At 71.7% G+C, this 19215-nt stretch carries 14 protein-coding genes; 5 read left to right on the top strand and 9 right to left on the bottom strand.

Annotated elements, in window-relative coordinates; genetic code table 11:
* The first annotated feature begins 52 nt into the window (after positions 1 to 52).
* Both GPA04_RS00945 and GPA04_RS00940 read left to right on the top strand, forming a co-directional pair.
* Entirely contained in the window at positions 53 to 436 is a 384-nt protein-coding gene (locus GPA04_RS00945) for an MmcQ/YjbR family DNA-binding protein (RefSeq protein ID WP_156221419.1), read from the top strand.
* Positions 433 to 1173: a class I SAM-dependent methyltransferase gene (locus GPA04_RS00940; protein WP_156221418.1), complete on the top strand. Its 741-nt coding sequence runs from the start codon at positions 433 to 435 to the stop codon at positions 1171 to 1173. Before GPA04_RS00945 ends, GPA04_RS00940 begins: the two co-directional genes overlap by 4 nt.
* 44 nt (positions 1174 to 1217) lie before the next feature.
* Here the strand turns inward: GPA04_RS00940 and GPA04_RS00935 are convergent, their stop codons facing one another.
* Positions 1218 to 2900 carry an ABC-F family ATP-binding cassette domain-containing protein gene (locus GPA04_RS00935; protein WP_156221416.1) on the bottom strand — a complete coding sequence of 561 codons (1683 nt, stop codon included), beginning with the start codon at positions 2898 to 2900 and terminating at the stop codon, positions 1218 to 1220.
* A 140-nt stretch (positions 2901 to 3040) separates the two neighbouring features.
* On the opposite strand from GPA04_RS00935, the gene GPA04_RS00930 reads away from it, so the two are divergent.
* Positions 3041 to 5272, top strand: coding sequence for a RecQ family ATP-dependent DNA helicase (locus tag GPA04_RS00930; protein ID WP_156221415.1), 2232 nt, complete (start codon positions 3041 to 3043; stop codon positions 5270 to 5272).
* 21 nt (positions 5273 to 5293) lie between these two features.
* On the opposite strand, the gene GPA04_RS00925 is transcribed toward GPA04_RS00930, so the two are convergent.
* The 6 genes from GPA04_RS00925 to GPA04_RS20955 form a co-directional block, all read right to left on the bottom strand.
* Complete coding sequence (locus tag GPA04_RS00925; protein WP_156221412.1) at positions 5294 to 6619, bottom strand: VOC family protein; 1326 nt, start codon at positions 6617 to 6619, stop codon at positions 5294 to 5296.
* Between the two features lie 81 nt (positions 6620 to 6700).
* Positions 6701 to 6946, bottom strand: a complete 246-nt coding sequence (locus GPA04_RS00920) for a PspC domain-containing protein (protein WP_156221410.1) — start codon at positions 6944 to 6946, stop codon at positions 6701 to 6703.
* 52 nt (positions 6947 to 6998) lie between these two features.
* Positions 6999 to 9695: a histidinol dehydrogenase gene (gene hisD, locus GPA04_RS21595; RefSeq protein ID WP_436277893.1), complete on the bottom strand. Its 2697-nt coding sequence runs from the start codon at positions 9693 to 9695 to the stop codon at positions 6999 to 7001.
* A 111-nt stretch (positions 9696 to 9806) separates the two neighbouring features.
* Entirely contained in the window at positions 9807 to 11513 is a 1707-nt protein-coding gene (locus tag GPA04_RS00910; protein ID WP_156221405.1) for a hypothetical protein, read from the bottom strand.
* Positions 11498 to 12274, bottom strand: a complete 777-nt coding sequence (locus GPA04_RS00905) for an ABC transporter ATP-binding protein (protein ID WP_156221402.1) — start codon at positions 12272 to 12274, stop codon at positions 11498 to 11500. The genes GPA04_RS00910 and GPA04_RS00905 overlap by 16 nt, the downstream gene beginning before the upstream one ends.
* Before the next feature lie 77 nt (positions 12275 to 12351).
* Positions 12352 to 13278 (bottom strand): TetR/AcrR family transcriptional regulator, encoded by a 927-nt coding sequence (locus GPA04_RS20955; RefSeq protein ID WP_162458484.1) that lies wholly within the window; start codon positions 13276 to 13278, stop codon positions 12352 to 12354.
* A 148-nt stretch (positions 13279 to 13426) separates the two neighbouring features.
* Here GPA04_RS20955 and GPA04_RS00895 point away from each other — a divergent pair, with 148 nt between their 5' ends.
* A complete protein-coding gene (locus GPA04_RS00895) occupies positions 13427 to 14296 on the top strand; it encodes an ATP-binding cassette domain-containing protein (RefSeq protein WP_156221400.1) in 870 nt (289 codons plus the stop codon).
* On the top strand, positions 14293 to 15087 hold the full coding sequence (locus GPA04_RS00890; RefSeq protein ID WP_156221398.1) for an ABC transporter permease: 795 nt from the start codon (positions 14293 to 14295) through the stop codon (positions 15085 to 15087). Before GPA04_RS00895 ends, GPA04_RS00890 begins: the two co-directional genes overlap by 4 nt.
* A 20-nt stretch (positions 15088 to 15107) precedes the next feature.
* Here GPA04_RS00890 and GPA04_RS00885 read toward each other — a convergent pair whose 3' ends face one another.
* Positions 15108 to 15500 carry a hypothetical protein gene (locus tag GPA04_RS00885; protein ID WP_156221396.1) on the bottom strand — a complete coding sequence of 131 codons (393 nt, stop codon included), beginning with the start codon at positions 15498 to 15500 and terminating at the stop codon, positions 15108 to 15110.
* 45 nt (positions 15501 to 15545) lie between these two features.
* Positions 15546 to 19100, bottom strand: coding sequence for a DNA polymerase III subunit alpha (dnaE, locus tag GPA04_RS00880; protein WP_156221394.1), 3555 nt, complete (start codon positions 19098 to 19100; stop codon positions 15546 to 15548).
* Positions 19101 to 19215 lie beyond the last annotated feature (115 nt).

The following is a 19215-nucleotide window of genomic DNA, read 5'->3' as shown; positions in this document are numbered from 1 at the left end:
TGACGATAAACCTCCCTGTCGTCAACGCTTGCCGTCGTCCTACTCTGACGACATGGTGGTGACCTTCTTCCCCCACTGGGACTGGATCTACGCCGCCGTCGACGACCTTCCCGGGGCGCGCGCCGCGGACCAGGAGGCCTGGGAGTGCGTGGTGCTCTGGATCGGCGACAAGATGTTCGGGATCGTCGGCCAGGACAGCCGCGGGCGCGAGCTCCTGACGCTGAAGCTGCCGCCCGAGGACAGCGAGGCGCTGCGTCAGCAGCATGCGTTCGTCGAGCCCGGCTGGCACCTCAACAAGCGGCACTGGAGCTCGGTCGTGCTCGCCGACGTCGTCGAGGACAGGCAGCTGGTCACCGAGCTGCTCGAGGACTCCTACGACTGCCTGCTGGACACGCTCCCCCGGTGGCGGCAGCGGGAGGTCAGACTGCTGACATGAGCGAGGACCCGGTGAAGGCGGCCCAGGCCGCCTCGTTCGACGCAGCCGCGGACACCTACGAGCGGGCGCGGCCCGGCTACCCCGAGGAGGCGGTCGCCTGGCTGCTGGAGACCCGGCCCCGGGACGTCCTCGACCTCGGCGCCGGCACGGGCAAGCTGACCCGTGCGCTGGTGGGTCGCGTGGACACGATCCATGCCGTGGACCCGAGCCCGAACATGCTGGCCCAGCTCCGCGCCGCCGTGCCCTCGGCGAGGACAGCCGTGGGGACGGCCGAGGAGATCCCGCTCCCCGACGCGAGCGTCGACGCCGTGCTGGCCGCACAGGCGTGGCACTGGGTGGACACCAGGCGGGCGGTGCCGCAGGTGCGCCGCGTGCTGCGGCCCGGTGGTGTGCTCGGGCTGATCTGGAACGTGCGGGACGAGTCGGTGCCGTGGGTCGCCCAGCTCACGCAGATCATGCAGGGATCGGCTGCTGAGCGCTACGTCGCGGAGGATCGTGTGCCGCAGGACCTCGGCCCGGTGGAGCGCCTGACCCTGCGGTGGGAGAGACCCTTCACGCGGGAGAGCCTGCTCGATCTCGTCGCCTCACGCAGCTACGTCATCACGGCGACCCCCGAGGCGCGCGCCGAGATCCTGGATCGCGTCTCGGAGCTGCTCGCGAGCCATCCCGACCTGGCCGATCCCGATAGCTGGCGGATCCCCTACCGCACCGCGGCCTACCGCATCAGCCTCGCCTGACCCGAGGCGAGCCGAGAACACCGGACGCGCTCCGCCGTCGGGCCTCAGCGGACGCGGTCGACGCGCCCGGAGTCCCACACGGGCTCGTCGCTCTCCCGCACCGAGCCGTCGGCGCCGAGCACGAGGAACCGGTGGAAGGACCGTGCGAACCAGCGGTCGTGCGTGACGGCGAGCACGGTGCCCTCGAACGTCAGGAGCGCGCTCTCCAGTGCCTCGGCGGACTCGAGGTCGAGGTTGTCGGTGGGCTCGTCGAGCAGCAGCAGGGTCGCACCCGACAGCTCGAGCAGCAGGATCTGGAACCGCGCCTGCTGCCCTCCGGACAGCGACTCGAAGCGCTGCAGCGCCGAGCGGGCCAGGCCGTAGCGGTCGAGGACACGTGCCGCTTCCTCGCGCGGCCGGCCACGCCGGTGGTCGTCGCCGCGATGGAGGATGTCCAGCAGGGTGCGTCCGACCAGCGCGGGCTGGGCGTGGGTCTGGGCGAACCATCCTGGGCGCACGCGCGACCCGAGCCGCACGACCCCGGTGTGGGCGACCGGCTCCGGGTTCACGTGCCCGACGGGCCGGTGCTCCACGTCCGGGTCGCTGCCACCCGCGGCCAGCAGCCGGAGCAGGTGCGACTTGCCCGAGCCGTTGCTGCCGAGCACCGCGACGCGCTCGCCGAACCAGACCTCGAGGTCGAACGGCCGCATCAGACCGGTGAGCTCGAGGGACTCGGCCACGACGGCGCGCTTGGCGGTGCGACCGCCGTCGAGCCTCATCGTGACCTGCTGCGGGACCGGGACCTCCTCGGGCGGGCCGATGCGCTCGAACCGCGCGAGCCGGGTGCGCGCGGCCTGCAGCCGCGAGGCCATGTCGGAGTTGTAGGCCGCCTTCTGCTTGTACATGACGACGAGGGCCTTGAGCTTGGCCTGCTCCTCGTCCCATCGCCGACGGCGGTCCTCCAGGTCCGCGTTCCTCGCCTCCCGGGCCTGCGGGTAGGTCTCGAACGAGCCGGGATGGACCCAGAGCCGGGAACCGAGACCGCTGGGCTCGAGGGTGGCGATCGCGGTGGCGACGCGTGCGAGGAGCTCGCGGTCGTGGCTGATCAGGAGCACGGTCTTGCCGGAGGAGACGAGCTGCTCCTCCAGCCAGCGCTTGCCGGGGACGTCGAGGTAGTTGTCCGGCTCGTCGAGCAGCAGCACCTCCTCGGGACCGCGGAGCAGCACCTCGAGGACGAGCCGCTTCTGCTCGCCGCCGGACAACGTGGTGACGGCGCGCCACTGGGCGCGCTCGTATGGGGTGCCCAGCGCCGCGACGGTGCAGATGTCCCACAGGGTCTCGTGCTCGTAGCCGCCGACGTCGGCCCAGTCCGCCAGCGCCTGCGCGTAGGCGAGCTGGACCTGCTCGTCCTCGCGCTCCATCATCGCGACCTCGGTGCGGTCGATCTCGGCGGCCGTCCGGCGGATCGGATCCGGGGCGACCGAGAGCAGCAGGTCGCGGACCCTGCTCTCGTCGTGCACCTGACCGATGAACTGCCGCATGACGGCGAGCCCGCCGGCGCGGGCCACGGCACCCTCCGGGATCGGGAGGTCACCGGCGATCATCCGGACGAGGGTGGTCTTGCCCGCGCCGTTGGGACCCACGAGCGCCACCCGCGCACCCTCGCCGACCCGGAGCGAGACCTCGTGCAGCAGAGGCCGCCCGTCCGGGAGCACGTAGCTGATCCCGGAGACGTCGAGGAAGCCCATGGGGCCAGTGTGCGGGGTCCGGCGCGTCGGCGTCACGGGCATTCGGTCGACGGCTCCCTGCGAGCGTCGAGATCGCGCCCCGAGGGTCGAGCTGGGGACGGCGTGAGCGGACTGTCAGGACATCTGGTTACGGTCGGGGCATGACGGATCCCGCTCCCCCGCCCGAGCCCTGGTACGGCGAGCCCGAGGAACCGCCCTTCCCCGACCCCGAGGAGTGGGGCGCTCCCTACGGCGCACCTGCCCGGCCCGCCGCTGCGGCCGCGCCGCTGCCGCCGCCGGACCCGGAACAGCTCCGTGCCGAGGCGGAAGCGGCGCTGCGGCGGCTGGTCGGCCGTGACGAGGCCGAGCTGCGGGAGGACCAGTGGCGCGCGATCGACGCCCTGGTGACCCACCGCCGTCGAGCACTCGTGGTGCAGCGAACCGGATGGGGCAAGTCGGCGGTCTACTTCGTGGCGACGTCGCTGCTGCGGGCGCGCGGCGCCGGCCCGACCGTGATCGTCTCGCCGCTGCTCGCGCTGATGCGCGACCAGATCGCCGCGGCGGAGCGCGCCGGTATCCGTGCCGTGACCGTGAACTCGGCGAACACCAACGAGTGGTCGGCGATCTACCAGCGGATCGCCGCCGGTGAGGTCGACGTGCTGCTGTGTTCGCCCGAGCGGCTCAACAACCCCGACTTCCGCGACGAGGTCCTTCCCCGCCTGGCCGCCAGCGCCGGCCTGGTGGTCGTCGACGAGGCCCACTGCATCTCCGACTGGGGTCACGACTTCCGGCCCGACTACCGGCGGATCCGCACCCTGCTCGCCGACCTGCCCGAGGGCATCCCCGTGCTCGCCACCACGGCCACGGCGAACGAGCGCGTGACGACCGATGTCGCCGAGCAGCTGGGATCCGGCGCGGACGTGCTCGTGCTGCGCGGCGGGCTGGACCGGCCTTCGCTGCACCTGGCGGTCGTGCAGCTGCCCGACGTCTCGACGCGGCTGGCCTGGCTGGTCGAGAACCTGCGCGGGTACACCGGCTCCGGGATCGTGTACTGCCTCACGGTCGCAGCCGCCGAGCAGACGGCGACCCAGCTGCGAGCCGCCGGCTACCCCGTGGCCTCCTACACCGGGCAGACCGACCCCTCGGAACGGGAGCAGCTCGAGGCCGACCTCAAGGAGAACCGGGTCAAGGCGCTGGTGGCCACCTCGGCGCTCGGCATGGGGTTCGACAAGCCCGACCTGGGCTTCGTGATCCACCTGGGCGCTCCGCCGTCGCCGATCGCGTACTACCAGCAGGTCGGCCGCGCCGGGCGCGCCGTCACGCGTGCCGACGTGGTGCTGCTGCCCGCCGCGGAGGACAAGGCGATCTGGGACTACTTCGGCTCGATGGGCTTCCCGCAGCAGTCGGACGTGCGGGCCACGCTCGCCGAGCTGCCGATGCTGGGCGAGGGCGCGATCTCGGTCGCCGCGCTCGAACCTCTGGTCGACCTGCGCCGGAACCGGCTCGAGATGATGCTCAAGGTCCTCGACGTCGATGGTGCGGTCCGCCGCGTGCGTGGCGGCTGGGCGAGCACGGGCGAGGAGTGGAGCTACGACGCCGACCGGTACCGCCGGGTGGACGAGGCTCGCCTCGCCGAGCAGGAGGCGATGCTCACCTACCAGCGCACCGACGGCTGCCGCATGACCTACCTGCGCCGGTGTCTCGACGACCCCGAGCTGCAGCCTGACGAGCGGTGCGGGCGCTGCGACAGCTGCGGCGGCGTGAAGCCGCCCGGGCTACCGGCCGATGCCTCGGTGAGCGCCGCGCGTGAAGGGCTGGACGTCATCGGCGTCGAGATCATGCCGCGGCGGCAGTGGCCGTCCGGCATGAAGCAGCTCGGGATCGAGGTGAGCGGCCGGATCGGGCCGGACGAGCAGCCGGAGCCGGGGCGTGCCCTCGCCCGGCTCGACGGCCTCGGCTGGTCCCTGCCGCTGCGCGAGCTGCTCGCCGGTCCCGACGGCGAGCTGCCGGTCAGCCTGCGCGACCCGCTCACGCGGCTGCTGCGGGAGTGGCAGCCCGAGGTCGACGCGATCGTCGCGATCGACTCGGCCACGCGCCCGCAGCTGGCGCGCCACCTCACCGCCGGGGTCGCCGCGCTGCTGGGCGTGCCGGTGGTCGGGGCGATCCGGCCTGCGCCCGGGAGCGAGCCCGGCAGGCACGACGTCAACTCCGCGCAACGGCTGGCGGGCGTGGTGCGTCGGTTGCCGTCGGTCGAGGGCATCGACGTCGACGGGCGCCGGGTGCTGCTCGTCGACGACAGCGTCGACTCCGGGTGGACGCTCACGCACACGGCCAGGATGCTGCGGAACAGCGGTGCCGCAGCGGTGCTGCCGCTGGTGCTCGCCCAGCGCTGATGCGGCCGGTCGACGCGCTGCTCAGCCCTCGGTCCCCCAGACCGACTCGCGCCCGGTGATGACGGCGACGTCGACCTCGTTGCCCTCGGGGTCGGCGATCGTGACCCAGTACGGCGCCTCGCTGTCCCGCACGAGGTGCCCACCCGCTGCCAGCGCGGCGGCGATGCGCGCCTCGGACCGGTCGCGCGGGACGAACAGGTCGATGTGCGTCCGGTTCCGTTGCGCTCGCCGCGCGGCGTCGCCGTCGAGGTCCTGGAAGAACACCGGTGGGCCCCAGCGCAGCGGGTCGACGATGTCGGTGACACCGAGCGCCCGCCGGGGGTCGTCGACGTAGCCGAGCACGGCGCGCCAGAAGTCGCGGACCCGGTCGATGTCGACGGCGTCGATCCCGATCTGGACGAACCGCAGCGGCTCGGGATCGGCGACGAGGCCTCTCCCGCGCGCCGCCGCCTGCAGCTGCGCGGCCATGTCGGCGAACCGCTCGTCCATCTCCCAGCCGTCCTTGGCGGAGTCGAACGTCACGCCGTGGGGTCGCAGGTCGATGAGCAGCTCGACCTGCGCAGCATCGGCGATGGCGGCTGCGTGCACCGCCAGCTCGGCCGCCACCTGGTCGGACTCGACGGGGTAGTGCGTCATCGCCCCGAACATCAGCACCCAGTCGGACAGCTCGGGCCGCTCGTCCCAGTCCCCTGACGGGGGGACGACATCGATCTCGTTGCCCTCGCCGTCGGCCAGGCACACGCCGAACGGACCGCCGAACGCCTCGGAGGCCGACGCCTCGACCAGGGCACGACGCGTCTCCTCGACGGCGAACGCGGTGCGGCTGACATCGACATGGATCCGGTTCCGGAGCGGTCGCGGGGCATCGCTGCCCTGGATCCACACCGGCGGGTTGCGGCGCAGCGGGTCGACCAGGTCGTCGTCGCCGACCTGCTCGTACCCCAGCGCTGCCTGCCAGAACGGCACGACCGCCGCGGCGTCGACCACGTCGATCGCCAGCTGCACATCGCTCAGCACGCTCGGATCTGCTCGCAACCCCGCCGCAGCCGCGAGCCTGGAGATCTCCCGCGCCGTGCCCACGACCGAGATCGGCAGTCCCGGCGACGTGGGGCGCAGCGTCACGCGCACACCGTTGCGGCGCACCCTCCACTCGATCAGCACCGGCGCCGGCTGGGCGTCCTGGCGACCGGTGCCCGCGAGCCCGGCATGGGCGACCGCCGCCACGAGGGCGGCGCCGTCGCTGAACGAGGGCGCCACGAACCAGGCATCCACCCCGTTGGCGAGCACGCGCCAGTCCTGCACACCCTCGGCGGACTCGAGCTCGACGGACGACACGGTCTCGGTCATGGGTGCCACGCTAGGGGCCACGGCGGACGATGCGCTTCCGGATGGCGGTTCGCTGTGGTGCGGCCGCGGCCCCCCCTCGACCTACCGGCGCGGGCTGAGCAGCCGCTCCAGCGGGATGGTCCCGTCCTGCCACGGCAGCAGCAGCCACCCGACCAGGTACGCGGCGACCCCGAAGAACGGCAGCAGGAACGCCAGCAGCATCCCGATCCGCACCACCGTGACGCTGACCCCGGTCTTCGCGGCGATGCCGCCGCAGATGCCGCCGACCAGGCGGTTCGGGCCACGTGTGAAACCGGCCTTGCGGATGCTGTCGAAGAAGGTCTCCATACGCTCCAGGCTACGGTTGCCGGGTCGCGGTGACCATGGGGATGTCCCCCGCTCAGGCGGTGGGTCGCCCCCGCCGCAGCTGCGCCGCAGCACCGTGCGCCGGCAGGTCCTCGGCCTCGGCCAGCGCCGACAGCGAGTCGGTGACCGCATCGAGGGCCGCCGCGTCGTACTCGATCACCTGGACCGAGCGCAGGTAGGCGTGCACGTTGAGGCCCGCCGCGTACCGCGCGGTGCCACCGGTCGGCAGCACGTGGTTCGATCCCGCGAGGTAGTCCCCCAGCGGCACCGGCGAGTACGGCCCCACGAAGATCGCGCCCGCGTTCCGGACGCGTGCCGCCACGGCCGCGGCGTCGGCCGTCTGGATCTCGAGGTGCTCGGCCGCGTACGCCTCGACCACCTCGAGGCCGTGGTCGAGGTCGTCGACGAGGACCACGCCGGACTGCGGCCCGCTCAGCGCGGCCCGGATCCGTTCGGTGTGCTTGGCCTCGCCGGCCTGCTGCTCGACCTCGAGCGCGACGGCGGTGGCGAGCTCGGGTGAGTCGGTCACGAGCACCGAGGCGGCGGCAGGGTCGTGCTCGGCCTGCGAGACCAGGTCCGCCGCGACGAAGGCCGGATCCGCCGTGTCGTCGGCCAGCACGGCGATCTCGGTGGTGCCCGCCTCGGAGTCGATGCCGACGACGCCCAGGACGGCGCGCTTGGCTGCCGCCACGTAGATGTTGCCCGGCCCGGTGACGACGTCGACGGGCTCGCAGCGGTTCGCGACGTCGTCCTCGGTGCCGCTCACCCCGTAGGCGAGCATGGCGATCGCCTGGGCACCACCGGCGGCGTACACCTCGTCGACGCCGAGCAGCTCGCACGCCGCGAGGATCGTGACCTCGGGCCAGCCGTCGTTGTCCTTCTGCGGCGGGCTGGTCACGGCGAGCGACTCGACCCCCGCGACCTGCGCCGCCACCACGTTCATCACGACCGAGGACGGGTAGGCAGCCAGTCCGCCCGGCACGTAGAGCCCGACCCGGCGCACCGGCACCCAGCGCTGGTGCACGAGCGCGCCGTCGGCGAGCTCGGTCGTGCGCTCGACCGGCAGCTGAGCCTCGTGGCCGAGCCGGGTCCGGCGGATCGCCTCGACCAGCGCCTCCCGCACGGCGGGAGTGAGCGCGGCCGGTGCCGCGGCCAGCACCTCACGGGGCACGCGCAAGGACTGCGGTGCCACGCCGTCGAAGTCCTCGGCATAGCGCTGAAGTGCCGCGGCGCCGTCAGCGCGAACGGCGGCCAGGATCGGCGCAACCCGCTCGGTCGCGAGCTCGATGTCCAGCTCCGCTCGCGGCAGTCGCGCGCGCAGCTGGGCCGCGCTGAGCGTCGTTCCGCGCAGGTCGATCGTCCGCATCACGGGAGCGAGTGTAGGCAGAGCTGCCACCGGCCGACGTAGGCGACCACGTCGCAGGATCGCCGCCCGCTCGTAGCTCACGTCCCACCAGTGCGCCACCGGGACGACCGGTGGCAGCGCTCCCTCCGCGACCATCCGCAACGTGCGGCGGCGGCACAGCAGCAGCCACCGCAGCATCTGCGCGGTCATGACCACCGCGGCGAGCCCGAGCACCGCGAGCCCCCAGCGGTAGTCGAGCAACGTGGGGTCGGATCCCCCGCTGCGGATGTCGACGACGACACCGACGAGCACCGTGCCCAGCATCGCGGTCGTGAAACCGGCGACGTTGACGATGCCGGTCGCGAGCGCGTGCCGCGCGGGATCGCTGTGGTCGCGCGCGATCTGGAACGCGACCTGCGAGGCGGGGCCGCCGACGGCGAGCACGATCGTCACGGCGACGACGACGCCGAACGGCACCTGCCCGCCCGGCCAGCCGAGCAGGACCGCCCAGGCGAGCACACCCGCCACCGCGGTGCCCAGCGCGAGCGGTGCCCGGGCTCCGCGGCGCCGGCTCGTGACCGGTCCCAGCACCAGGCTGGCACCGAGCATGCCGAGCACGAAGAAGGTCAGCACCGAGGCGGCCTGCGTCTCCGGGAGGCCCAGGCCGTCGGTCAGATAGGGGAAGGCCCAGAGCGCGGTGAAGGCGGTGCCGGTGGCCATCGTGGCCGCGTGCATCCAGAACGCGAGCCGGATCTCCGGGACCATCCAGGTGCGCCTGACGTCCGCGAGCAGCGGCCGCAGCCGGGAGCGGCTGCCGGGCGCCTCGGCCGTTCCGGTGGTGGCCGGACCCGGTGCCGGACGCGTCCGCAACCTGTGCGGCGCCGAGTCCGCCGGCCGGAGCAGGAGCACCGCGTAGGCGAGCGAGATCGCGCCCGCGACGCCGAGCGTGCGTGTCCAGCCCCAGCTCGAGAAGGCGAACGCGAGCGGGATGGTCGCGAGCAGGTTGCCGACCATCGCGAACAGCCCGGTGACCATCGCCATCATGGCGAACCGCCGCGGTGCGAACCACAGCGACACCAGTCGGATCACGGCGATGAACACCGCGCTGTCGCCGACGCCCAGCAGCGCTCGCGCGGCCAGGGCCAGCGGGTAGGAGGTGGCGAGGGCGAACGTGATGGCGGCGACACCGAGGATCGTGGTCGCGGCGAGCAGGACGCGGCGCGGCCCCCAGCGGTCGATCGCGAGCCCCCACGGCACCTGCATCGCCGCGTAGGTCCCGAGCTGGAGCGTGACGAACGAGCCGAGCTGGGCTGCGCTCACGCCGAGCCGCTCGACGGCGAGGGGGCCGGCGACGCCGAGCGACATCCGGTGCGTCACCGACAGCACGTAGACGCCGCACGCGAGCAGCCAGACGGCCCAGGGTGACCGGCGGGCAGCCGCGAAGGGGTGCAGGTGGTGGCTCAGGCTGCCATTGTCCTGGACACCCGGCGCCGCGGGCTAATCGACCACGTTGCGGGCGCCGACCTTCGCCCGGCGCTCCTTCTCCTTCGCAGCGCGCGCCTGGTCCTCGGCCTTCTGCGAGGCCTGGGCGAAGCCGGCCAGCAGGCCGCTGTCGTCGCCGTCGAACCGTCGGTACCGGATCTGGCTGAACACCGTGGTCAGCCGTCGGTCGAGATAGGCGATCGCTGCCTTGCCGAGCAGCCAGAACGCGACGACGCCGTTGAGCACGCCGACGAGCACAGCCCACCAGGGCGGTTGCCCCGGCGTGCCGAGCACCCCGGTGAGGCTCAGCACGATCGCCGCGACGGTCGGTGCCACCAGCAGCGTCGTGCCCCACATGGCCACCTGCGCCTGCAGGCTCAGGTCGCCGCCGGCGTCGTTGGGACCCACGCGGCGGCGCGGGTCGACGCCGGGCGAGACCCCGATCGCCGACAGCAGCACCGAGACGCCCGACGCCACGCCGAACAGCGCAGGCAGCATCGCCGCCACCAAGGCCCACACCCACGCGGACCCCGTGATCAGGGTGAACAGCGCCGAGACGGCGAGCGCGGGCAACGCGAACAGCAGGATGGTGGCGAGCTGGCGACCCCGCACGTCCGCCCGCACGGTGTCCTCACGCCGGCCCACGATCGTCATCCACAGGGCGGTGCCGTCCTGGCCGTAGAGGTTGCACCCACCGAGCGCGACCATGAAGGCGACGACCAGCCCCGCCAGCGGCGCGAAGTCCCGCCCCCAGGGCGCGGTGAGGGCGAAGACCCCGATCGTGATCCCGGCCCAGATGGAGGACCTGAGCTCCAGACTGCGCCACGGGTCGCGCCACCACTGCCGCAGCTCCTTGCCGAGCACGGCCCCGGTGGCGCTCTGCGGCAGCACGGGTCGACCGGTGAGCACGCGTGACCCCGCCGGCCGCCGGCGGCGTCGAGCGGTGCCGCCGTCGACCTCGGTGCGCAGCAGCATCATGGCGAGCACGACGAGCACGACCACCGCCACCAGCAGCAGACCGAGCCACCCGAGCACCGCCAGCCCCTCGCCCGCACCCGCTGCGCTCGCGGCGTTCAGCGCCCAGGAGGAGGGGAGCCACGCCAGCACCCCGGCCACCTGCGTGCCGACGCCGCCCTGCAGCAGCTCCGGGATCGTCGCGAACGCCTGCGCCACCACGATCCACCCCGCCAGCATGCTGCCGATGATGAGCCCGAACTGCATCGCGGAGATCTCGACCCCCAGCCGGGTGCGCATGGCGGCACCCAGCAGGGCGTACACCACGCGCGACAGCGTCAGCGCGAGCACCCAGGTCAGTGTCGCACCGAGGATCGCGACCGGGACGGCGAGCAGCGCCTGCCCGCCCGCCGCGGCCGGGACGGCGATCACCGCAGCCGCCAGCAGCACATATCCCGAGGCGACACCCGGAAACGTGGACACCAGCAGCCCGACGGCCAGCTTGCGCCGGTCCAGCGGCAGCAGCGCGAAGTACTCCGGTCGCAGCACACCGGCGCCCGACATGGTCACGGGCCCCAGCGCCGCCCCGACGAGCCACATCAGCAGCAGCAGGGCGATCACCTCCGCCCGGACCGCCTCGGCGGCCGTCACCGCGCCCGCCCAGGTCGCGGCGACGAGCAGGGCCCCCACGAGCCAGCCCAGCAGCCGCATCCCCCGCGGGCTGTTGCGGAGCATGGCGAACTTCATCGAGATCAGGACGCCAACCACGACAGCTCCTCGTCACCGAGCCCGCGCTCACCGACCAGCCCGACGAATCGCTCCTCGAGCGAGGCGCCGGCCCTCACGTCGTCGAGCGTGCCGTCCGCGAGCACCTGGCCGCGCGCGATGATCGCCACGCGGTCGCACAGCTGCTCCACCAGCGCCATCACATGGCTCGACATCACCACCGAACCGCCCGCAGCGGTGAACCGTCGCAGGATCTTCGTCAGCACCCGCGCGGACACCGGGTCGACCGCCTCGTACGGCTCGTCGAGGACGAGCACGCGCGGCGAGTGGAGCAGCGCGGTCGCGAGCCCGATCTTCTTGCGCATGCCGGTGGAGTACTCGAGCACCACTGTGCCGTGCTCCTCCGCCTCGTCCAGCTCCAGCACCCGCATCAGCTCCTGGGTGCGCGACCGGATCACGGCGGTCTCCATGCCGCGCAGCCGGCCCCAATAGGTGAGCAGCTCGGCGCCGGTGAGTCGCTCGGGCAGCGCGAGCCCGTCGGGCAGCACGCCCAGCGCGGTCTTGGCGCCGATGGGATCGCTCCAGACGTCGATCCCGAGCACGTGGGCACGGCCGGCGGTCGGCCGGAGCAGTCCCACCGCCATCGACAGCGCCGTCGTCTTGCCCGCCCCGTTCGGCCCGACCAGTCCGTAGAAGGCGCCCTGCGGGACGCTGAGGTCGACGTCGTCGACCGCCACCTTCTCGCCGAACTCCTTGCGCAGCCCGGACAGCTCCAGGGCGGGTACTCGATCCGTCTGCTCCATGACCTCAAGCATCGATGGTGTGCGGCCTCGGCACATCCCCCGCGCGTCGGAATCCGGTCAGCCGTCCCCTCGTGCTGCTAGCTACCCTTCGCCGCCGCCCGCGCAGCCTCCTTCGCGGTCGCCTTGGCGCGGTCGCGCGCCGTCCGTGCCCGCGACTCCTCACGCTCGAGCTGGCTCACGCGCCGCTGCGTGGCCTTGCGCAACGCGATCGCCGCCTCGAGGTCGGCCTCGGCGGCTGCGAGCGCCTGTTCGGGGGTGCGATCCACCTCGGCCTCAGGTGCGCTCTGGACGCCCTCCAGCGCTCTCTCGATGCCGGGCAGCAGCAGCGCGAGGGCGATGCCGAAGTCGTCGTCGTCCGGAGCGCCGCCGTCACCGAAATAGGCACCGCTCGTGACGAGCGGCGCGATGTCCGGCAGGGAGCCGTTGGTCGCGACCTCCAGCACGAGCCGTCGCGTCGCCTCGCCGACCGGCTCCTGGACACCGATGTCCCGTTCCATCATCGCGAACCCCCGGACATGGACCGAGAGCGTCATCAGCACGCCGAGCTTGAAGGTCGGCGAACCGGAGAGCGTCCGCATCGCCCGCATCCCGGCGTCGACGGTGCGCATCTGCCCGGGCATCAGCAGCGTCTCCATCGAGAGCGGGATGTCGAGCGCCCACGGGTGTCGCCGGTACGTCTCGTGCATCCGGGTGGCCCACTGCTCGAGGCCGATGCGCCAGTCGTCGGGATCGATCGGCCACACCTCGTCACCCACGGAGGCGTCGAGCATGAGCTGCTGGAGATCGTCCTTGGACGCGATGTACCGGTAGAGCGCCATCGTCGTGAAACCGAACGCCTGAGCGACGCGCTGCATGGTGACGGCGGGCAGGCCCTCGGCATCGGCGATCTCGATCGCCGCCTCCACGATGCGCTCGTGGCTCAGCTCCCGCTTGGGCCCGCGTTGCGGCGCTGCCGCCACACCCCAGGCGAGCGCCACCAGCCGTGCCACCTCGTGCTCCGCCATCGGTCCTCCCCGTCTCGTCGAGATCCGCTGCACCCCGGCAGCACACCGCGAACAGTGTTGCATGCAGACAGTTTCGTCCGCATACTGTGTGCGTCGCATACTGTGGACATTGCATACTGATTGAGCCGCATACAGATTGGACATCGCCGTGGCTGAACCCCTCGAGATCTCCGGACTCGTCAAGACCTATCGCCAACCGGTCCTCGACTACCTCGATCTGGTGGTCTCCGGCGGAGTCTTCGCACTCCTCGGGCCCAACGGGGCGGGCAAGACCACGCTCGTCTCGATCCTCACCACGCTCGTACGGCCCGATGCCGGGGTGGCACGCATCGGCGGCGTCGACGTCGTGCGGGACCCCGCCGGGGTACGCCGGCTCGTGGCCGCCACCGGCCAGGAGACGACCATCGACGACCTCCTCACCGGCCACGAGAACCTCGTGATGCTCGGGCGGTTGCTCGGACTGGGAGCCCGGGCGCGCGCGCGTGCCGACGAGCTGCTCGAGCAGGTCGGCCTCGTGGCCGCGGCGGGACGACGCGTGAGCACCTACTCGGGTGGCATGCGCCGACGACTCGACCTCGCCGCGTCCTTCATGACCCAGCCGTACGTGCTCTTCCTCGACGAGCCCACCACGGGTCTGGACCCCGTGAGCAGGCGTCGGGTCTGGGACGACGTGCGCACGCTGGCCAGCACGGGCACGACCGTGTTCCTCACGACGCAGACGCTCGACGAGGCCGAGGCGCTCGCGGACCGGATCGCCGTCCTGCGTCAGGGCACGATCGTCGCCGACGGCACCGCAGCCGAGCTCACGGCGCTCGTCGGAGGTCAGCGGATCGACCTGCTGGACGCGGACGGCCGGCTCGTCCACAGCGTCGAGACCGACGGCAGCGCCGGCTCGGTCGAACGCGCTCTCGCAGCCCTGGCACCGCACCAGCGCGGGCTGCAGGTCTCCCTGCACTCCCCCACGCTCGACGATGCCTTCGTCGCGCTCACCCGTGATCACGAGGAGGTGGCGGCATGACCGCCCTGGCCCCCGGTTCGTCGACCCTCGCCGAGCGCGGCGTGGGACCGCTGCGATCGAGCGGCATCTTCATCGGCCGCAGCCTGCGGCACGCCCTGCGTGACGGCGAAGGGCTCACCATGGCCGTCGCGCTGCCCGTGCTGATGCTGCTGATGTTCGTGTACGTGTTCGGCGGCGCCATCCAGGCGGAGGGGTACGTCGACTTCGTCGTGCCCGGCGTCATCCTCGTCTGCGCAGGCTTCGGCGCCTCGTCGGTCGCCGTCGCGGTCAACCGCGACGTCACGCTGGGAGCGATGCGGCGGTACCGCACGATGCCGATCGTCTCGGCGACGGTGCTCGCCGGGCACATCGTGGCGAGCCTGCTGCGCAACCTGCTCGCCACGTCGATCGTGATCGCCGTGGCGGTGGCGATCGGGTTCCGCCCCACCGCGACCCCGCTCGACTGGCTGGCGGCGCTCGGGCTCGTCGCGGTCTGGATCCTCGCGATCACCGCGCTCTTCGCATTCATCGGTCTGGTCTCCTCCAGTCCCGAGGCGGCCAACGGCTACGGCTTCGCCCTGCTCTTCCTGCCCTACCTCTCGAGCGCCTTCGTGCCGCTGGAGACCATGCCGGAGGCGCTGCAGCCGATCGCCCGCCACCAGCCGATGAATCCGCTCGTCGAGTCGATCCGTGGGCTGCTCGTCGGGGTCGGTGAGCCACCCGTGGCGATCAGCCTCGCCTGGTGCGCCGGCATCCTCGCGGTCGCCGCCGTGCTGATCGTCTGGGGCTTCCGCCGCAGCCGCGACCGATGAGGACGCTGCCGCGGGTCCGGCTAGATCTTCACCATGAACGTGAAGCCGGGCTCGCGGCAGCCTGCGGGGACGTCGGTGTCGTAGCCCTCGACCGGCAGCTTGACGATGTCACCGCGCAGGTGCACGTCGCGCTCGAGCCAGTACCGGTTGTCGGCGACCCACAGCGATTCGCTGTCCCACCGGGTCCCCAGATCGGGGAACAGCACCAGCCAGCGCCGGCCGTCCGTACCGTCGAGGTACGTGCAACCGGCCTCGCGGCGCAGCATCCCGGTGATGACGTCGGCGCGGCGCCCCGGCAGCGGCGGGCTGAAGACCGCCACGTCGTCGGCGCGCGCGACGGTCGGCTGCTGGGCCGAGACCAGCGCGAAGACCCCGACGACGATGAGCACCAGCAGCGTCACACCGACGATCACCGGGGTCCAGCCCCGCATCGATGAGCGCCGCGCCCGGTTCACCGGCTAGACCAAGCAGTGCGGGCCGAGCAGTGCCTTGAGGTCGCCGTACAGGGCGGGCGTGCGCTGCACGCGCAGCGAGTCCTCCAGCCGCAGCACCGTGGCACGGCCCGGTGACGTCAGCTTGAGATGCACCTCGGTGACACCTGGGTGGGTGCTGAGGATGTCCCGCAGCTGCTCGACCATCGGCGGGGTGCACCGGTTGGAGGGCAGGCTCACCAGCACCGGGGCGTCGTCGGTGATCGTGGTGTCGGGGACCGACATCTCCATCGCGAGCAGCGCCATCGTGTCGTCGCGTCGCCGGACGCGGCCCTTGACCACGACGACGGCGTCCTCGGCGAGCTGGGTGGAGTAGCCCAGGTAGGTCTCGCCGAAGAACATCACCTCGACACTCCCGGCCATGTCCTCGATGGTGACCGCGGCCCACGCGTTGCCCGCCTTGGACACCTTGCGCTGCAGCCCGGTGATCAGGCCGGCGATCGTCACGGTCGAGCCGTCGGGGCGGTCCGCATCCTCGTTGAGCGTGGCGATCGAGACGTCCGCGGCCTGCTCCAGCACGTGCTCGATCCCCGCGAGGGGGTGGTCGGAGACGTAGAGCCCGAGCATCTCGCGCTCGAACGCGAGCTTCTGCTTCTTGTCCCACTCGGGCATCTCGGGCACGGCGATGGAGAACGTCATGCCGACGCCGCCGTCGCTGCCGAGGTCGTCGAGCGAGGCGAACAGGTCGAACTGTCCCTCGGCCTCCTTGCGCTTGGCGCCGATCACGGCGTCGACGGCCTGCTCGTGCACCGCCAGCAAGGAGCGTCGGGTGTGGCCGAGCGAGTCGAACGCGCCCGCCTTGATCAGCGACTCGATCGTCCGCTTGTTGCAGACGACCGCAGGCACCTTGTCGAGGAAGTCGGTGAAGGAGGTGAAGTCGCCCTTCTCCTCGCGCGCCGCCACGATCGCGTCGACGACGTTGGCGCCGACGTTGCGCACCGCCGTCAGCCCGAACCGGATGTCGTCACCGACCGGCGTGAACAGCGCGTCCGAGGCGTTGACATCCGGCGGCAGCACCGTGATGCGCATGCGACGGCACTCGTTGAGGTACAGCGCCGACTTGTCCTTGTCGTCGCGCGTCGAGGTCAGCAGCGCCGCCATGTACTCGGTGGCGTAGTTGGCCTTCAGGTAGGCGGTCCAGTACGAGATCAGCCCGTACGCCGCCGAGTGGGCCTTGTTGAAGGCGTAGTCCGAGAAGGGCACCAGCACGTCCCAGAGCGCCTTGATGGCGTCATCGGGGTAGCCGTTCGCGCGCATCCCGGAGCTGAAGGGGACGTACTCGGCGTCGAGCACCTCCTTCTTCTTCTTGCCCATCGCCCGGCGGAGCAGGTCCGCCTGCCCGAACGTGTACCCGGCCAGGGTCCGGGCGATCTCCATCACCTGCTCCTGGTACACGATCAGGCCGTAGGTGGTGGACAGGATCTCCTCGAGCGGTCCGGTCAGGGCCGGGTGCAGCGGGGTGATCGGCTGCAGGCCGTTCTTGCGCAGCGCGTAGTTGGTGTGGGAGTTCGCTCCCATCGGACCGGGCCGGTAGAGCGCACCCACCGCCGAGATGTCCTCGAAGTTGTCGGGGCGCATCTGCCGCAGCAGGGTGCGCATGCCGCCGCCGTCGAGCTGGAACACGCCGAGGGTGTCGCCGCGGCCGAGCAGGGCGTAGGTGGCCGGGTCGTCGAGCGGCAGCGCGTCGAGATCGATCGGCGCCTTGCCGTTGATCTCGATGTTCTTGACGGCGTCGTCGAGCACCGTGAGGTTGCGCAGCCCGAGGAAGTCCATCTTCACCAGGCCGAGGTCCTCGCCGGCCGGGAAGTCGATCTGGGTGATGACCGCGCCATCCTGCTCACGGCGCATGATCGGGACGATGTCGATCAGCGGCTCGGAGGCGATGATGACGCCCGCGGCGTGCACCCCCCACTGCCGCTTGAGGTTCTCCAGCCCCTTGGCGGTCTCCAGCACCTCCTGGGCCACAGGGTCGGCCTGCACGGCCTGACGGAACTCCCCCGCCTCGGCGTACCGCTTGTCCTCGGGGTCGAACATGCCCGTGAGCGAGATGTCCTTGCCCATCACGGGCGGCGGCATCGCCTTGGTCAGCCGCTCCCCGGTGGCGAAGTCGTGACCGAGCACGCGGGCGGAGTCCTTGAGCGCCTGCTTGGCCTTGATCGTCCCGTAGGTGACGATGTAGGCGACCTTGTCCTCGCCGTACTTCTCGCTGACGTAGCGGATCACCTCGGAGCGCCGACGCTCGTCGAAGTCGATGTCGAAGTCGGGCAGCGACATCCGCTCGGGGTTGAGGAACCGCTCGAAGATCAGCCCGTGCTCGAGGGGGTCGAGATCGGTGATGCCCATCGCGTACGCGGCCATCGAACCGGCACCCGAACCGCGACCGGGGCCGACCCGGATGCCGTTGCGCTTGGCCCAGTTGATGAAGTCCGAGACCACCAGGTAGTAGCCGGCGTACCCCTTGGAGGTGATGATCTCGATCTCGTAGGTGGCCTGCTTGCGCACCGCGTCTGGAACGCCCTCGGGGTAGCGGCGGTGCAGCCCCAGCTCGACCTGGCCGACGAAGTGCGAGACCTCGTCCTCGCCGTCGGGAACCGGGAAGTGCGGCATGTACTTGCCGACCTGCTCGGTGAACTCCACCTCGCAGCGCTGCGCGACGAGCAGCGTGTTGTCGCACGCCTCGGGGTGCTCACGCCACACCTCGCGCATCTCGGCGGCGCTCTTGAGGTAGTAGCCCTGACCACCGAACGCGAACCGGTTGCCGCCCTGCTCGTAGGTGGGCTCGCTCAGCGTCGACCCCGACTGCACGCACAGCAGCGCCTCGTGCGCCCGGGCGTGCTCGGCCTTGGTGTAGTGCAGGTCGTTGGTGGCGAGCAGCGGTGCGCCGATGTCCTTGCTCAGCTGGATCAGGTCCGGCAGCGTCCGCCGCTCGATCTCCAGCCCGTGGTCCATGACCTCGATGAAGAAGCTGTCCTTGCCGAAGATGTCCTGCAGCTCACCCGCGGCCTTGCGGGCCTCCTCGGGCTGGCCCAGCCGGAGCCGCGTCTGGATCTCGCCCGAGGCGCAGCCGCTGGTGGCGATCAGACCCTTCGAGTAGGTCTGCATCAGCTCGCGGTCCATCCGCGGCCACTTGCCGAGCTGACCCTCCAACGAGGCGAGCGAGCTCATCCGGAACAGGTTGTGCATGCCCGCGGTGTTCTCGGCCAGCAACGTCATGTGCGTGTACGCACCGCGCGCCGAGACGTCGTCGTGCCGCTGGGACTCCTCGCCCCAGCGCACCCGGGTCTTGTCGTGCCGGCTGGTGCCGGGAGTGACGTAGGCCTCGACGCCGATGATCGGCTTGACGTCGTAGGACTTGGCGGTGCGCCAGAAGTCGTAGGCGCCGAAGAGATAGCCGTGGTCGGTGGTCGCCAGGGCGGTCTGGCCCAGCCGTTGTGCCTCGGCGAACAGCTCCTTGACGCGAGCAGCGCCGTCCAGCATCGAGTACTCGGTATGGACGTGGAGGTGGACGAAATCCGACGACATGATCCAGCGATTCTAGATCCGCCTCCCGACACCGCAGGCCAGACCCACCGCAGCTGCCGGAGCCGGACGGCGTGTCGTCCGTCGGCGTGTCCGGTGGCCGTGTCCGTAGGCTGGC

The organism is Pseudactinotalea suaedae (genome assembly GCF_009733815.1).
In the GTDB taxonomy this organism is placed as follows: Bacteria; Actinomycetota; Actinomycetes; order Actinomycetales; family Beutenbergiaceae; genus Pseudactinotalea; species Pseudactinotalea suaedae.
Note: the sequence above shows the minus strand (reverse complement) of the source record. Positions and strands in the feature narration are given on the sequence as shown.

Coding starts and splice junctions, on each gene's coding strand:
- GPA04_RS00925 (WP_156221412.1), bottom strand. CDS start 6,619: ATGACCGAGACCGTGTCGTCCGTCGAGCTCGAGTCCGCCGAGGGTGTG.
- GPA04_RS00920 (WP_156221410.1), bottom strand. CDS start 6,946: ATGGAGACCTTCTTCGACAGCATCCGCAAGGCCGGTTTCACACGTGGC.
- GPA04_RS00930 (WP_156221415.1), top strand. CDS start 3,041: ATGACGGATCCCGCTCCCCCGCCCGAGCCCTGGTACGGCGAGCCCGAG.
- dnaE (WP_156221394.1), bottom strand. CDS start 19,100: ATGTCGTCGGATTTCGTCCACCTCCACGTCCATACCGAGTACTCGATG.
- GPA04_RS00905 (WP_156221402.1), bottom strand. CDS start 12,274: ATGGAGCAGACGGATCGAGTACCCGCCCTGGAGCTGTCCGGGCTGCGC.
- GPA04_RS00940 (WP_156221418.1), top strand. CDS start 433: ATGAGCGAGGACCCGGTGAAGGCGGCCCAGGCCGCCTCGTTCGACGCA.
- GPA04_RS00945 (WP_156221419.1), top strand. CDS start 53: ATGGTGGTGACCTTCTTCCCCCACTGGGACTGGATCTACGCCGCCGTC.
- GPA04_RS00935 (WP_156221416.1), bottom strand. CDS start 2,900: ATGGGCTTCCTCGACGTCTCCGGGATCAGCTACGTGCTCCCGGACGGG.
- GPA04_RS20955 (WP_162458484.1), bottom strand. CDS start 13,278: ATGGCGGAGCACGAGGTGGCACGGCTGGTGGCGCTCGCCTGGGGTGTG.
- GPA04_RS00890 (WP_156221398.1), top strand. CDS start 14,293: ATGACCGCCCTGGCCCCCGGTTCGTCGACCCTCGCCGAGCGCGGCGTG.